The sequence below is a fragment of the Paenibacillus luteus genome (assembly GCF_006542765.1).
In the GTDB taxonomy this organism is placed as follows: domain Bacteria; phylum Bacillota; class Bacilli; order Paenibacillales; family Paenibacillaceae; genus Pristimantibacillus; species Pristimantibacillus luteus.
On record NZ_SKCD01000044.1, the window covers coordinates 1 to 15,103 of the forward strand.

General features: G+C 46.8%; 13 protein-coding genes. 12 read left to right on the forward strand and 1 reads right to left on the reverse strand.

Features of this window, described 5'->3' with window-relative positions:
* The first annotated feature begins 247 nt into the window (after positions 1-247).
* The 12 genes from E0496_RS26130 to pdxR all read left to right on the forward strand — a co-directional run bounded on the left by E0496_RS26130 (position 248) and on the right by pdxR (position 13,877).
* A complete protein-coding gene (locus E0496_RS26130; RefSeq protein ID WP_141504686.1) occupies positions 248-1,096 on the forward strand; it encodes an alpha/beta hydrolase in 849 nt (282 codons plus the stop codon).
* A 34-nt stretch (positions 1,097-1,130) separates the two neighbouring features.
* The gene (locus E0496_RS26135) at positions 1,131-2,630 is read left to right on the forward strand and encodes an ABC transporter substrate-binding protein (protein WP_161601579.1); all 1,500 of its coding nucleotides are present in this window, start codon (positions 1,131-1,133) and stop codon (positions 2,628-2,630) included.
* A gap of 66 nt (positions 2,631-2,696) precedes the next feature.
* Complete coding sequence (locus E0496_RS26140) at positions 2,697-3,611, forward strand: ABC transporter permease (RefSeq protein WP_141504688.1); 915 nt, start codon at positions 2,697-2,699, stop codon at positions 3,609-3,611.
* A gap of 27 nt (positions 3,612-3,638) precedes the next feature.
* Positions 3,639-4,514 carry a carbohydrate ABC transporter permease gene (locus tag E0496_RS26145; RefSeq protein WP_141504689.1) on the forward strand — a complete coding sequence of 292 codons (876 nt, stop codon included), beginning with the start codon at positions 3,639-3,641 and terminating at the stop codon, positions 4,512-4,514.
* Between the two features lie 36 nt (positions 4,515-4,550).
* Positions 4,551-6,044 (forward strand): CE1 family esterase, encoded by a 1,494-nt coding sequence (locus E0496_RS26150; RefSeq protein WP_141504690.1) that lies wholly within the window; start codon positions 4,551-4,553, stop codon positions 6,042-6,044.
* Positions 6,045-6,059: 15 nt separating this feature from the next.
* Positions 6,060-6,734 (forward strand): SGNH/GDSL hydrolase family protein, encoded by a 675-nt coding sequence (locus E0496_RS26155; RefSeq protein ID WP_141504691.1) that lies wholly within the window; start codon positions 6,060-6,062, stop codon positions 6,732-6,734.
* A 40-nt stretch (positions 6,735-6,774) separates the two neighbouring features.
* Positions 6,775-8,013 (forward strand): MFS transporter, encoded by a 1,239-nt coding sequence (locus E0496_RS26160; protein ID WP_141504692.1) that lies wholly within the window; start codon positions 6,775-6,777, stop codon positions 8,011-8,013.
* 20 nt (positions 8,014-8,033) lie between these two features.
* Positions 8,034-8,999, forward strand: a complete 966-nt coding sequence (locus E0496_RS26165) for a carbohydrate kinase family protein (protein WP_141504693.1) — start codon at positions 8,034-8,036, stop codon at positions 8,997-8,999.
* 349 nt (positions 9,000-9,348) lie between these two features.
* Positions 9,349-10,188, forward strand: a complete 840-nt coding sequence (locus E0496_RS26170) for an alpha/beta hydrolase (protein ID WP_241675003.1) — start codon at positions 9,349-9,351, stop codon at positions 10,186-10,188.
* Positions 10,189-10,764: 576 nt separating this feature from the next.
* Complete coding sequence (locus E0496_RS26175; protein WP_241675004.1) at positions 10,765-11,328, forward strand: RNA polymerase sigma factor; 564 nt, start codon at positions 10,765-10,767, stop codon at positions 11,326-11,328.
* Entirely contained in the window at positions 11,309-12,001 is a 693-nt protein-coding gene (locus E0496_RS26180) for a DUF4367 domain-containing protein (RefSeq protein WP_141504695.1), read from the forward strand. The genes E0496_RS26175 and E0496_RS26180 overlap by 20 nt, the downstream gene beginning before the upstream one ends.
* A 445-nt stretch (positions 12,002-12,446) precedes the next feature.
* The gene (gene pdxR, locus E0496_RS26185; protein ID WP_141504696.1) at positions 12,447-13,877 is read left to right on the forward strand and encodes a MocR-like pyridoxine biosynthesis transcription factor PdxR; all 1,431 of its coding nucleotides are present in this window, start codon (positions 12,447-12,449) and stop codon (positions 13,875-13,877) included.
* A gap of 56 nt (positions 13,878-13,933) precedes the next feature.
* Here pdxR and E0496_RS26190 read toward each other — a convergent pair whose 3' ends face one another.
* Complete coding sequence (locus E0496_RS26190) at positions 13,934-14,458, reverse strand: pyridoxamine 5'-phosphate oxidase family protein (RefSeq protein WP_141504697.1); 525 nt, start codon at positions 14,456-14,458, stop codon at positions 13,934-13,936.
* Between the last annotated feature and the right edge of the window lie 645 nt (positions 14,459-15,103).

The following is a 15,103-nucleotide window of genomic DNA, read 5'->3' on the forward strand; positions in this document are numbered from 1 at the left end:
CGTCACCGGTCCTTATAGAAAAATATGGCTCTACAACAACATTCCTCCATTACCTCTAAGATGTCGATGTTGAAAATCTAAGAACGAGTGAGAATACGGGAGTAAACATTACTTTATAGTGGGAGGTGATGCAAGAAAAAAATGATGTCATTCAGGATTAATGCAGGGGGCGTTAGTTCATTGGTTTATTCAACTTTAAAGGGAAGGACAAGAATGAGAGTCGTTGGCTTTCACTTGAGCAGATGATATGGGCATACTGAGATTTAATTATCGTTCCGAAATTTTAAGCCTTACGACTAATATTACGATATGTTATCCAACGGGCAATTTGACGTCAAGTCTGGGCTATGAGGATCCTCATTCGGAAATTCGAAGGAAAAAAGCGTATTGCCCGGGCATGAAGTTTCAAACCGTTTATTTACTGCACGGGGGCGGCGAGGACGATACCGTTCCTTACCGCTATACGCAGCTGGAGGAATATGCGGAGCGCAACATGGTCATGCTTGTTTCTCCTTCGGTTAATGACAGCTTGTATGCGAATACGAAGTACGGCTTTAAGTATTTCGATTATTTGACGCAGGAGTTGCCCTTGGTGGTGCAATCGCTGTTCGCATCGGCGCCGGGCAGGAGCCATACATTTGCAGTCGGACTGGCAATGGGAGGCAACGGGGCTCTAGCGCTAGGATTGATGAGACCGGACCTGTACGAGGCCGTGGTAGACTTGTCCGGCGGAATCGGCATGACGCTGGACCGCGAGGGTTACAAGGAAAGTTTGAACTGGGAGTTTCCTCTCGTCCGCAACACACTTCCGGGCGAGGACGAGTACATTGGCTCGGAGCATGACCTGCGCTACCATGCGGAGAGAATCAGATTGGAAGGCAAGAAGGCGCCGACGTTCTTTATAGGTGTGGGTACAGAGGATTTCATCCGAGATCGCGTATACCAAGATTACGCCGTGTTGGCTGAGCTGGGATTTGACACCAGGTATGAGGAAGCACCGGGTCTCGGCCATGACTATCGGTTCTGGAACGCGTATCTCGATAAAGCGCTCAGTTCATGGCTTCCACTTAAGCGGGCACCGATTTATGGGGTCTAATAAAAAGATTTTTACAACAAGGAGGATGTATGGCATGTTGAAAAAGACCATTAGCACGATATCCGTTCTGGCATTGACGCTTACTATGTTAGCAGGCTGCGCCAAGGATAACACAGGTGCAAACTCGGGAGAAAGCTCGTCTAAGGAAGAGCCATATACCGTTAACTTTGCCTATCACGCGCCCAAAGAAGGCAATCAGGCCGAAGTAAACGAACGGATTAACGAGCTGACAATGAAGGATCTGAATATGAAAGTAAATCTGATGCCGATTACATGGGATACCTATAATTCCAAAATGCCCATGATGCTGGCCGCGCAGGAGCCGATTGACATCTCCTTTGTATTTGCTTTCAGCTTGCCGAACTTTATTGATCAAGGCTATATTGTAGACGCTTCCGACTACGAAGAGTATACAAAGGATCTGTACAATGTGGTAGGTGATGACTTGCAGGGCGGCTATATCGGCGACATGCTAGCCGGCTTCCCTATGATGAACGTTCGAGGCACGCCATCGGGTCTGTTCGTTCGCAAAGATATTTTTGAGCAGCTAGGATACAAGACATCGGACTTCAACGTAACTACGAATGATATGTCGAGCTTCAATCAAATTACGGAATTGTTCGCTAAGGTTAAGGAGAAGTATCCTGACCTGACGCCGTTTGATGGTTTCCGCACTTTCGGACTTAATACGATTACGTATGTGGACGGAGTGGGCGACAACTTCGGCGTTCTGGAAAACTACGGTCAGACGGACGAAATAACGAACTATTATGAATCCGATCTGTTCAAGCAGTTCTCGCTGGTGAACCGCGAATGGTTCACCAAAGGTTATTCCTCCAAGGATATCGCCGTAGACAAGGAGCTTGGTCAGGCCAAGATGAAAGCAGGAAAAACCTTTGCTTTCTTTGCCTCATACGGAGCAAACGCCATTACTGACGTGAAATCGCAAACTGGCTACGATACGGTTCTAATTCCGGTATCAGACAAGATGAAGTCGACAACAGCCGTTAACGGAGCGCTAAACGTTGTGCTCAACACATCTGCCGATAAAGCAAAGGCATTCCAGTTCCTGAACTGGGCTTACAACAGCAAGGAGTTTAATGATCTGATTAACTGGGGAGTTCCGGACAAGGACTGGGTTGTCAATGCTGATGGTCAAGCCGATTATCCGGAGGGCGTCGATGCTACGTCTGTAAATTATCATTCTGATTACGGATTTATCTATCCAAATCAATATTTGATGACTCCTTGGGCAGGCAGTCCGCAAGATATCTGGGAAAAATATAAAGCATTCAGCGATGACGCGTTGGCATCCCGTGCATTCGGCTTTACTTTCGACTCCTCGTCAGTTGCGACGGAGCAGTCTCAATTGGCTGCGGTATTAGCCAAGTATGAGAATGCCATCTCGTTCGGAGCGGTCGATCCCGAGCCGGCGCTGAAGAAGTTTAATGAGGAATTGTACAACGCCGGTCTGCAGACGGTAATGGACGAGAAGCAAAAACAACTTGACGCCTGGCTGGCTGAGCAGAAGTAATGCCGTTTCGGAAGCGGCCGCGATGCGGCTGCTTCCTGATGATGGACAGGAAAGGAACTGACCGATATGAATAAACTAATCGTTTTCAAGAAACTAAAACCTTTCTTGCCACTGTATTTGATGATGATCCCATGTGTCACTTACCTCATTATTAATAATTACATTCCGATGGTGGGAATTATTTCTGCTTTCAAATCGTTTAAAGCAACAGAAGGGTTACTGGGCAGTCCTTGGGTAGGTTTGAAAAACTTTGAATTCTTATTCCGGACAAGCGATATAGGCGTCATTATTAGGAATACCTTGCTATATAATGTAGCGTTTATTTTGGTCAATAATTTCGTTGGCATTATATTGGCCATTCTTATAACCGGCGTCAAGAACGATAGGCTGAAAAAGGTATATCAAAGCTCCGTATTGCTTCCCTTTACCATGTCGATGGTCGTGATTAGCTATGTGGTCTTTGCATTTCTTAGCCAACAGAACGGGATGCTGAACAACAGCATCTTACAAAACAATCCTGTTGAGTGGTACAGTGATGCAACTTGGTGGCCGCTTATTCTGACGCTTGTACAATGCTGGAAATATGTGGGATACGGTGCCTTGATTTATATTGCCGGGATATCGGTGATCGATCGTTCGTTGTATGAAGCAGGCGCGATCGACGGTGCGGGCACATGGAAACAAATGACGCATATCACGCTTCCTGCACTGGTACCGTCTATCATTACGTTGTTCCTGCTCAGCATCGGAAGAATCTTTTATTCGGATTTTGGATTGTTCTATTTGATACCGCAAAATTCCGGTATGTTGTTCGATGTGACAGCGACGATCGATACGTACGTTTACAGCGCTTTGATGTCGCCGGGAGGCATTGGTCGTTCAGCTGCGGCGGGTCTGGTGCAGGCGATTGTTGGTTTCGTCCTTGTCTTGCTAGTTAATGCTATTGTACGTAAATTCAGCTCGAAAGACGCTATTTTCTAAAGAAGGAATGAGGGGAGGCAGAAGGCCATGACATACAATAAAACGCACCAGACGGTATCCCATATCATATTGATGCTTGTCACGCTGGCTATGATAGTCCCTTTGCTGCTGTTGTTTATCTCTTCCGTGACGGATGAGAAGATACTGGTTGCCAATGGTTATTCGTTTTTTCCCGAAAAGCTTAGTTTTGGCGCATACGAGTATATTTCGGCGAATTCAAGCACGATTTTCAAAGCATACGGCATTACAATTGTTGCAACGGCGATCGGTACGGTTGTCGGTTTGCTTATTACGGGCATGATGGGGTTTGCGTTATCGATCAAAGGCTTGCCTGGCAAAAGCGTTATCAGCTTTTTTGTATTTTTCACCATGCTCTTTAACGGAGGATTGGTCCCATCCTATATCATGTGGACAAGTCTTGGAATTGTCAATTCGATCTGGGCTTACGTCATACCGTTCCTATTGACGAATGCATTTAGCATTATTCTGATACGATCGTATTTTGCATCTAACATTCCAAATGAACTTTACGATTCTGCAAAAATCGACGGGGCGGGATATTTCCGTATATTCATGGTTATCGGCCTGCCGCTGGGCAAGCCCATCCTCGTTACGATAGGCCTGTTCGCATGTCTGAACTACTGGAACGACTGGCAGAACGGCTTGTATTTCATTAGCGATCCGGACATGCTCAGCATTCAGGCGCTCCTGAATAAAATGAATCAAAACATGCAGGCTGTCATTACCTACACCAGCACGAGTTCCAGTGCCGCAGCATCTTTGCCTCATGTGTCGATTCGAATGGGAATCGCCTTTGTAGCGATTCTGCCTATTCTGGTCATGTACCCGTTCCTGCAGAAATATTTTGCGAGTGGCATTATGGGTGGGGCAGTCAAAGGGTAACAGAATGAGAGGTTGGAAGGGAGGAGACGGTGCATAATGAATGAGATAAAAAAAACGGTCGTCGGAAACGTTTATATACCTCCAGGGACGCCAAATGATGAGAATCGGGATTATTTGCCTGAAGCTATCAAAGGTTCGGATATGGTTGTCAACGAAAACGGGAACAATTCCCGGCCTTATCCCGCCAGACTTAAGGAATATACGGCGGTTGTCGATGGAGAACCACCAAGTTCATGGTACGAATATGTTCCGTCATCCTATGACGGGACGAGCAAGGTACCGTTGGTCATTTCGCTGCATGGCGGATTAATGACCGGCTGGGGACAAGCTATTTATTCGTCATGGACGCTGATATCCGAGCGGGAAGGGTTTATCGTGTTATTACCCGATGCGAGCGAGAGACGGGTATGGATGGTCGAATGCGAGAAAAAGACGCTTGACCTTTTCGGCAAGCCGAATCCGGAAGGGTTCTACCTCCACACGCCACCGCAAGATCCCGATGAAAACCGGGATATGAAGGTTGTACGGGAGCTGATGGTGCTCATGGGGCGGAAATACAGCATCGACGAAAGCCGCATTTATATACACGGTATGTCCATGGGGGATATCATGGCGAGCCAATTGGCACGCCATTATGGCGGCAGCTTCGCCGGTGCGGCCGGCTCGGCGGGTCTCACCTGGCCCGAGGTTATCTGGGATGAGCATGGCGAAGTGATAAATGCTTCCGGGGCGCTTGCGGTATGGCAATCCCGCATGGAGCATGACAGCGTGCCGCTACACGATAAAGAAACGGATCAGTTCGTCAAGCTGAACCGGGAGTACTGGAAGCATGTGAACGGTTGTCACGATTTACCGGAAATTCGGATTGAAGGCGAGAACAACTTTGCATTCTACCGCGGGGAACTGGCGGATTACGTCTATCATGAAGTCAAAAACCGGGATCACGGACAGACGTTTGACGACGCGGAACTGGTGTGGGATTACCTCTTCTCCGGAGTCCGGCGCGATCAAACGGGAATTCCATCGAGCGGCGAGCCGCTCCTGCCAAGACGCGGAGATGGTTGGGCAATCGCGCTGGCGGACGGCAGCGCTAAAGCCTATGTGCATAACCGTCTGATTTCCATAAGCGGAGCGGTCTTTAAGCATCGGAAGCTCAAATATCACGGTTTGAACGGCGATGTCATTGTCCGTGGCGAATATTTTATGGTACCGGTGTCCTTCGCTGCTTCGTTGCTAGGCGGAACGCTTTACGTATCAGAAGAGGGGCGTTCTGCAGAAATCTATCTGGACCATGGAGTCGGATTTCAATTTGCGCAAGGGAGTGTGGGATGCGTGGCGGGCAATCGGGTACAATCCATGTCTTGTGAAGCTATCTATCGTGAGGGCGAGTTGTATATTCCTATCGAGTGGATATTCCAGCGGCACTACAATCGGCACGTTACTTCCTATGGCGATGTGCTCTACATGACGGACCATTACGCAGAATTGTCGCAATATATGGCTGAACTGATTCGCGATGAGATTCTATAAAGGAGTGGCTTATTTATGGAAGGGAAGAAATCAAATCAAGTACATGGAGCTCCCGAGCTTGATATGCTAAAGCAACTGGGGACGTTTATGCAGGAGCGAAGACTGGCTAATTACACCCAACTAAACCGTTTGGCGCACAGGAACGGCGTGGTATTCGCAGGTGATTCTATAACCGAGCATTTCCCCGTACATGAATTGCTTGTATCGGAGATACCTATCTACAACCGGGGCATAAGCGGGTATACGACACGGGGCATGCTTCGCAACCTGCGGCATCTTGTCCTAGATCTCGAGCCCTCGCAAGTGTTCTTGCTCATTGGCACGAATGATCTGGGAGAGGGGGATCAGCACCAAGAAATTGTTACCCGCATCGCTGACTTGTGCTCGGCTATACGGGACGGAGCTCCAGCAGCATCCCTGACTGTTTTGTCTGTTTATCCTGTCAATCCGCACGCAGAGCAAAACATGCCGTTTCCGGTCGTGGGCTCGCGTACGAATGAAGAAATAATTGAGATGAACGAGGCTATAAGCAAGTTCGCAGACCAACTGCACATTCAATATCTGAGCTTGTATGATCTTCTAGCGGACGAAAATGGATGGTTGCAAGCTGCGTATACGTATGACGGGCTGCATTTGAATGTATCCGGATACGAGGCGGTAAGCGCGGAAATTCAGAAGCTATTGTTATGACAAGCTTGCTCAGAAATATGAGCTACGAGGGACTACAAACATGAATAAAACCAACACGCCCGTAAGCCTGTCCGGAGACAGGCAAACCATTTGGAATCCGACGTTTACTTATATTTTTATTATTAATGTCGCTTTGAACATGGCACAGTTTATGATGAACACGCTCATCCCCAATTATGCAGAGCATCTGGGAGCTACGGCTGTTATTATCGGCGTGGTCTCAAGCTTGTTCGCGGTTACCGCGCTGGGCATTCGGCCCATTGTAGGCCCCGCGACCGGCTATTTTCGGAATAATAGGCTGCTTGCGGTTGCAGTTGGCATTATTGCGCTGGCGTTTGTGTCTTATGCGTTTGCTGATAGTATATCAATTCTAATGTTAGGACGATTGCTTCATGGCATCGGCATGGGCTTTCTGGCGCCGCTGTCGTTGGCACTAGCCAGCGATGCACTGCCGAGCAGCAAACTCGCTTCCGGCATTGGTATATTTTCTCTGGGACAAGCAGTCGCAACCGCTGTAGGTCCGATGCTTGGTCTGGAGCTGGTTCATGCGTTTGGCTATTCCGCCACGTTTATTATCGGAGCCGTCATTATGCTCGCGGTACTGCTAATGGCGTTGAGGCTGAAAACGGACGTACCGGACAAGTCAGCTGGGTTCAAAATATCACTGAACAATATCATTGCTGTCGAGGTGGTCGTGCCGTCGGTAATCATGTTTTTTCTTGCGGGGGCGTACTCCTGTATTAATTCGTTTATTCTGATCTATGGCAAGGCGAACGGAGTAAAGGAAATCGGCTTGTTTTTTACCGCTTATGCTGTCTGTGTCCTGTTCTCTCGTCCATTCAGCGGAAGAATAGCCGATAAATATGGTTTGAGCACCATGTTGGTGCCGGGCATCTTCATCTTTGCCCTTTCCTTTATCCTCATCAGTTTCGCCCGCTCGCTTCCGATGTTTCTCCTTGCAGGGGCGGTATCCGCCTTCGGCTACGGCATTTGTCAACCGATTATACAAACGATGTGCATGAAGCTGGTAGACAAAGAGAGGCGCGGTATAGCGGGCAATACTAGTTACATCGGCGTTGATCTAGGATATTTGTTGACGCCTACCATTGCCGGAGCTATCGTGACGTACGTGCAAAGCCGCGGCGGAAGCCCGGTGGAGGGGTATTCTATTATGTTTCAAACGATGACCATTCCCATTATCGCAGCATTTGTCGTCTTTATGATGACACGTAAGCGCCTGTTGAAACAGGAGCATGTCACTAAGGAAGTGCAATTGTAAACGGAGGGAGTAAAGGAAGCATGAGGGATGTTATCGCGGTTGGCGAATTGTTGGTCGACATGTTTCGTGACGAATCGATAGACGGCGGCGATTGGAGGTATGTCAGTCAGGCGGGAGGTGCACCGGCCAATGTGCTGGCTGCACTAGCGAGACTTGGAAGAAAAACCACATTGATCAGCAAAACGGGTAACGATGAATTTGGTCGCTTTCTGATGGAGGCATTGCTTAGTGCCGGCGTAGACGGAAGCGGGGTGATTCGGGATATGGGGAGCAATACGATGCTTGCATTCGTCCACTTGGACAGGGATGGCGATCGTTCCTTTAGTTTTTATAGAAATCCTGGTGCGGATCAGTTGCTGGAGGAGCGGGAGATGGACTGGAGTCTGATCGACAGCGGCTCCATTGTGCATGCAGGCTCAGTGTCGCTGACGCATGAGCCATCCGCATCCGCCACGCTGGCGGCATTACGGTATGCCAGAGCCTCGGGCAAAACCATTTCGTTCGACCCTAATTTACGGCCAGCGCTTTGGTCTTCTCTCGAGCATGCGCGAACGATGATTTACGAAGCGCTGTATTATGCCGATGTGGTCAAGGTGTCAGAGGAGGAACTAAAGTTCCTGACCGGCACCGACGATCCAAACCAGGGTTCGCTCCAACTGTTGGAACGGTTTGGTACCAAAGTAATTCTGGTAAGTCTCGGCGGCGAGGGGAGCTACTGCCGAATCGGCACGTGTACATGTGCCGTAGAGGCGTATCCGGTAAACCCGGTAGATACGACAGGTGCGGGCGATACCTTTCTTGGTGCGTTCCTGCATATGCTGCTGGAGAACGATAAACCTCCGGAGCAATGGAGCCTAGAGGAGATTCAAGCGGCATTATTGTTCGCCAATGCGGCTGCCGCTCTGGTGACGACGAGGAAAGGCGCTTTGAATTCTATGCCTGATTCGGAAGAGATTAATAGGTTGATGATGAGTTGTCAGAAGTAGCATTTAGGAAGTGCTACATAGCGGTACAGGGAGCTATTCCTGCATCGCTATTTTTTATTACAGCTCATAACTATTTGTTTGTCCTCATCCTTTCGAAGAATCAATTCGTGTTCCCACTGAACGGTCATTTGATTGCACATGTATAGCACAAGATGGAAGCGCTTTATTTTTTTGCGGACAAAAGGTTGCAGTGGTGGTAATATTGTTTCTACAAGAAATAATATTATTTCAAGTGGGTATAAAATTAGGATACGTCTCACTTGCCTCCATGTGATTTTGCAAAGAAATTCTCACACATGAAGCATATTATAAACCGCTCAGGGCTAGTGGATATCATTCTGCTTGATGCTTGAGCAAAGCGAAAGGAATGGGAATGATTATGAGCATAATAGAGACAACAATCGCATCCTTTGATGGTACAAAGCTGTATTTCAGCAAAAACCTAGTTAATGATGCTAAGGGTGCAGTTGTCATCGTTCATGGTTTATGCGAGCATGCTGGACGCTACGATTATTTGACGGAAAAATTAAACATACATGGTTTTCATGTCTATCGTTTTGACCATCGTGGTCATGCTAGATCTGAAGGGTCGCGCACGTTTTACAACGATTTTCATCAAATCATTGACGATGTAAATGTCATTGTTGAGGCGACATTGCAAGAGATTGGCGATATCCCTCTTTTTGTAATCGGACATAGTATGGGAGGCTTTGCATCTTCTTCCTTTGGAACCAAATACCCTGGAAAAGTCAAAGGAATTGTTTTATCAGGAGCTCTTACTCGCTATCATACGAAAGTTGCTGGAGAACTTCCGCTTGAGATTCCTTTAGGCACGTATTTCCCGAATGAGCTTGGCAGCGGAGTATGCAGTGATCCAGAGGTTGTATCCGCTTACGTGAATGATCCACTAGTAGAGAAACAAATTTCTGTTGATCTATTCAATAGCCTAGGGTATGGAATAGAGTGGTTAAAACAACATGCTAAACAATTTGTTGATCCGGTTTTGGTTCTGCATGGAGCGAATGACGGGCTGGTTAGCGAACGTGATTCTCGTGATTTTTACGGTGATATTGCTTCTTCCGATAAGACTTTGAAAATTTTTGCTTATCTCATGCATGAAATATTTAACGAGCCAAGTCGCGATGAGGTTATTGATGAAGCTATTAGCTGGATAGAAAAACGAATCTGATCTCTGTACATGAGAGGTGAAAGGAATACCCATGAAATTAGAATGGATGGGCAACCATTGAGCACTTATTGAGAAGATCATTAAATACTCATTTAAGCGGAAATCGCAAAGATATATATGTAAAACCTTCTGCCAAAGGACGCGAGGTGTATGAAAAGTACACTAAATTTGTTTGCCAAATTGGTGCTGTAAATGTTTAATTTCGCTACCATCTGTGAAAGATGAATTATTCATCCCGCATCAAAAGGAGTTTTCCCTAAGGCTCCATATAAAAAACGCCATAACATTAAGTGGCGGCGTTTTTGTATAGATTACTACACTGACAGCGAAGAGGTCATCTAGAGAAATTAGTTTTAGTATAAACGGATATTGGGGATCTTTTAAACCAAAGATGAAGTCGAAAAGCCGCATCAACAGGCATACTGTTCATATGGCTTTTCATCGTTTGAATTCATGTTAGAAGGAGTATGGGGACTTAAGCTCAAATTCACAAAATCTTTAATGGACTGTCAGATTTAAAACGCAGTGCAGCGAAAAATGCACTCAGGCCGTCTAATAGGTGGAGGTGATAATTCAGTGAAGCCGGCCGGCTCGAATAACAAAGAAAATTTCCCGAAAGATCCCTCTCAAGCTCTAGAGCAGCTGATGGAAAGCTTTGGATCAACGATCATGCGCACCGCTTATTTTTATACTGGCGATCGGCATTTTGCCGAGGATATCAGCCAGGAGGTATTCCTTCGCGCTTATCGCAACTGGAACTCATTTCGTGGAGATAGCTCGGTTAAAACCTGGTTGACGACGATCGCCATCAACGTTTGCCGGGACAAGATGGGCGTGCGGATGTTTACGGAACAGCCAACCGATCCAAGCAAGATGGAGCAGGGACGGACATTCAACGTGGAAGAAGAAGCGCTTAAAAGATTGCAGAAAAGCGAGATTTTGCGGCATATGCTGCGTCTGCCTCTGCCGTATCAGGAGGCCTTGTATTTATATTATTATCTGGACTTGGACACACGGGAAATTGCGAAAGCGACGTCGTCGCCCGAGGGTACCGTGAGAAACAGACTGTACCGGGCGCGCGAGGCGTTGGCTCGGGAAATGCGCAAGGAGGAGACAACCGATGACGGACATGGAGCGTAATTTACGTCAACATTTGCAAAAGGAGTTGGATGATATGTTATTTTCTAAAATGGAATTGAACGATAGCATTAAACAGAAGATCAGGAAACAAGCCGCCGCGGAGCAGAGAAGCCGCCGCCGATTCGTTCTTCCGAAAGCCTGGTTTGCAGGAGCGGCAGCGTTGGTCGCAGCAGTCGTCATAGTGACAGGATTGCCGATGCTGCAAGAGCCCGCCGCAGTACCGACGCCAACGGATCATTCATCGGGAATCGCGCTGCCCGGAAATGGAGGAGCCACAGGTTCGGAGTTGTCCCAATTGATTACAACTCCGTTGGGAACGGCGGAGGCAGCGAAAGTAGCTTTCGGTTCCGGTGTGCTTGTTCCTCAAGTCTCCCCGGAAGGCTTCAAGCTGGCTGAGATCGTCGGCGTGGGAATGAAGGACCAACCGCTCAGAGATTTAAACTTCACATACGGCTCGGGCGATAAGACGGTGACGTTCAGCGCAAGCCGCATGCCGGTGGCGTCCCCGACGGACCTGTTCACACAGACCAAAGTGGGCGGAGTGGACGGCTTAATTTTCGAGCAAGCCGAGTTCACGGAGCTGTTCTGGGTGGTTGACGGCATTCAATATGGCGTGTCTGGTCCGATTTCGGGCGACGAGGCCATGAAGGTAGCCGAATCGGTGGAGCCTTAATAAGTTGATACGTGTATATCGTGAATGAATTGAACGCCCCACCCGTCGAATGCTAGATAAATGGGGGTAGTGTAATAGCCCATACGGGAGAGCGCATCGCTGGCAGCGATGAGGTCAGGGGTTCGATCCCCCTAGGCTCCACCAAAAAAACCACTTCATCTGAAGTGGTTTTTTGGTGGAGTGCAAGAAGGGGACGAATCCCCGGATTCAATCCATGCGGACGGGTTCCGACACTTATATATCTGATGTGGTAATCTATTTCTCACAGCCTTTTGCAAGTTAAGGTTTGATGTAGTTGGAATGAGTATAATCATAACGTTGTTGCTTGGGCGGCGAGCACCATGATAGTATTTTAATTAATGGAAGGTTATTAAATAGTTAAAAGAAACAATTAAAGCAATCCATATATTAATCCTGTATTCGAATTCAACTAGAGGTGAAATGGATGCTGCAAATTAACCGTGATGACAAACGCCCAATATGGCAACAACTGCTTGACCAAGCTATTCATAATATTACAACCGGCAAATGGCCACCAGGCGAATTGCTGCTGCCTTCTCGTGAACTTGCACTATTGGTTGGTGTCTCCCGCTCAACGATACAGATTGTTTATGAGGAATTATTCAGTCGTGGCTACACGGTTACTTCTAGGCGCGGGGGAACAAGGGTAAGTGACTGGACCAGCAGAATAAGTTTTACAAAGGATGCCATGCCTCAAGGGCCTATTACCCCCGAGTTGCCATCGTTAAATGACGCAGTCAGCCAATTGCAGAGCTGGTTTAGAGGAAAAGAAAATAAAAATGTTGAGATCGATTTCAGTCCGCACGAGCCTTATTTGGATCAACATTTCCAAAAAAACTGGAGACATTCATTTTTGCAAGCCTCCAAAGAAACGGACCTAGACAGTTGGGCTTACGGCAACGCATATGGCTTCATTCCGCTACGCGAACAGATTAGGCGTTATCTGTCACTCGAGCGAGGCGTCCACGTGCAAATAGACCAAATTATTTTAACTTCTGGTGCACAACATAGTCTTGATTTAATCGCTCAAGCACTATTAAACGAAGGAGAAACAGTTTCCGTTGAAGATCCCGGCTTCCCAGCCGCTTGGATGGCTATGAAATATCGGCGGATGAATGTTGTTCCTGTCCCTGTAGACGATTACGGATTACAGGTAGACCACATTCATCCACAATCAAAACTCGTCTATGTTACGCCTTCACATCAGTGTGCAGTGGGGGTGATCATGTCTGAACCCCGCAGGCAACAATTGCTGCATATGGCCGCTGAACATCAATTTTGGATAATTGAAGATGATTACGATAGCGAGTTTCGATATCGTGGCGACCCGTTACCCACGTTGTTCAGCCAGCAATCTCAGAACACATTATATATGATGAGTTTTTCGAAGATGGTGGCTCCTGGTATTCGAATATCTGCAATTATTGGTCCCCAAAAAGCTATCGGCCAGCTTGCCCAAGTTCATGAGCTCACCTATCGTCATCTTCCGATTATGGAGCAATTGACACTTGCACACTTTATTGAGCATGGGTATTTCATGCGTCATATGAGAAGAGTCAGAAACATATATCGGCGCAGACATGAAGCAATGGCGAAAGCTATCATCTCAACTGGCCTAGGAGAACGTTTCAAACTAAGCGGCGTAGAAACGGGATTGCATATGCTTCTAGAAGCTGAAGACTCGTTTGACGAAGAAGCCTTTATGAACCAAGCGCTCGAAAATGGAATCCGTGTGTATCCGCTTAGCAATTATTGTTTGAATAGTAAGCGGAAAGGGTGGGTATTAGGCTTTGCTAAAGTAGATGAGTCAGCAATAGAAGCAGGTATTTACCGTCTTGCGAAGATGCTTATTTAATTCGAGAATCTCTGTCTCTTATGTTTCACGTCTACTTTCTGTTAGCGACTTTGTATTTAATGCTTGTACATTTTTTCTTCCTCAGTCGGATTTTCTTTCGCCGTTATATGATGGGGCTCAATTCGGTACACCTGAACAGAAGTATTGAAAACAGCAGACCTGTATTTGTCTACATGTTGTTTGGACAATGGGCGGTTATAATAACCTGGCACATATTTTTGGAGCATTTCCTGCAGCATGTATGTGGCTTCGTCTAGATCAACGATGAGCTCGGCCTTGCCGAAAATCATAACACTCATATAAGCAGTGTCCGTCTTAGCTGGTACTGGATCGGTAATGGTTCCATATTCTTCACAAACTGTAAAACAGACCTCTGGATTCGCACTTATGACCTGATTGCGTCTTCCACCTGAGGCTCCATGAAAGTAAAGCTTCTCATTTGCCCAGACAAAATTGAACGGAACAACATATGGCAACTGGCCATCAACCATACCGAGATGGCCAATTCGCGCTTTACTCAGGAAAGCTTCAATTTTGTTTCTATCCAACACTTCTCTACTCTTATATCGAACCATATCCATTCTCGACCACTCCTATACTATTGAATTGTTTTCGTAAGTATATCAGGCATTGGATTGAGTTAGTACGTCCATAAACGGAAATTCAAGCAATCCATAATTCCCCTTCTAGTTAACTCTAATCAGCCTCCTGACTATAAATGAGGTTCACGAGACAGCGCTCCGTTTTCATTAAATTAATATTGCCCCCGTAAAGGATAAGACTGCCTCATTGGAACTTTATTGCAACACTCGTATGATAAGATAAGTCCCCAATATACAGATTGTGTTCCGGGAAATGATTACAGGGTTAGAAGAAGCAGTGAGATTACGTTATTTGCACGTACGCTTATCGCTCTTGGAATCCTATTATTTTTTTGAACTTGTGAAAACGCTAACATGGAGTCGGTTGTAGACGGATGCGCTTTTACAAGATTGAACATATGGCATAGTAGAGGTGATGCGGCGACGGGCATAGAAGCGGGAATGTGTGGTCAGGCCACACAGGAGTGTCTCAGATCAAGATGAAAGCAGCATAGCTGCGGGCAATTCAGGATTACTTTGTTCTGTGCACTACATAAAATCATAGAAAGTTTTGAATTTGCTATTGAAGCGATGAAGGGTTTAAAGATTTAGGGGAGATCTTCAAAACCTGAAAATATGATGTAT

Excerpts from the sequence above, each read along its gene's own strand:
- E0496_RS26130 (WP_141504686.1), top strand. The coding sequence starts at position 248 with ATGGGCATACTGAGATTTAATTATCGTTCCGAAATTTTAAGCCTTACG.
- E0496_RS26135 (WP_161601579.1), top strand. The coding sequence starts at position 1,131 with ATGTTGAAAAAGACCATTAGCACGATATCCGTTCTGGCATTGACGCTT.
- E0496_RS26140 (WP_141504688.1), top strand. The coding sequence starts at position 2,697 with ATGAATAAACTAATCGTTTTCAAGAAACTAAAACCTTTCTTGCCACTG.
- E0496_RS26145 (WP_141504689.1), top strand. The coding sequence starts at position 3,639 with ATGACATACAATAAAACGCACCAGACGGTATCCCATATCATATTGATG.
- E0496_RS26150 (WP_141504690.1), top strand. The coding sequence starts at position 4,551 with ATGAATGAGATAAAAAAAACGGTCGTCGGAAACGTTTATATACCTCCA.
- E0496_RS26155 (WP_141504691.1), top strand. The coding sequence starts at position 6,060 with ATGGAAGGGAAGAAATCAAATCAAGTACATGGAGCTCCCGAGCTTGAT.
- E0496_RS26160 (WP_141504692.1), top strand. The coding sequence starts at position 6,775 with ATGAATAAAACCAACACGCCCGTAAGCCTGTCCGGAGACAGGCAAACC.
- E0496_RS26165 (WP_141504693.1), top strand. The coding sequence starts at position 8,034 with ATGAGGGATGTTATCGCGGTTGGCGAATTGTTGGTCGACATGTTTCGT.
- E0496_RS26180 (WP_141504695.1), top strand. The coding sequence starts at position 11,309 with ATGACGGACATGGAGCGTAATTTACGTCAACATTTGCAAAAGGAGTTG.
- pdxR (WP_141504696.1), top strand. The coding sequence starts at position 12,447 with ATGCTGCAAATTAACCGTGATGACAAACGCCCAATATGGCAACAACTG.
- E0496_RS26190 (WP_141504697.1), bottom strand. The coding sequence starts at position 14,458 with ATGGATATGGTTCGATATAAGAGTAGAGAAGTGTTGGATAGAAACAAA.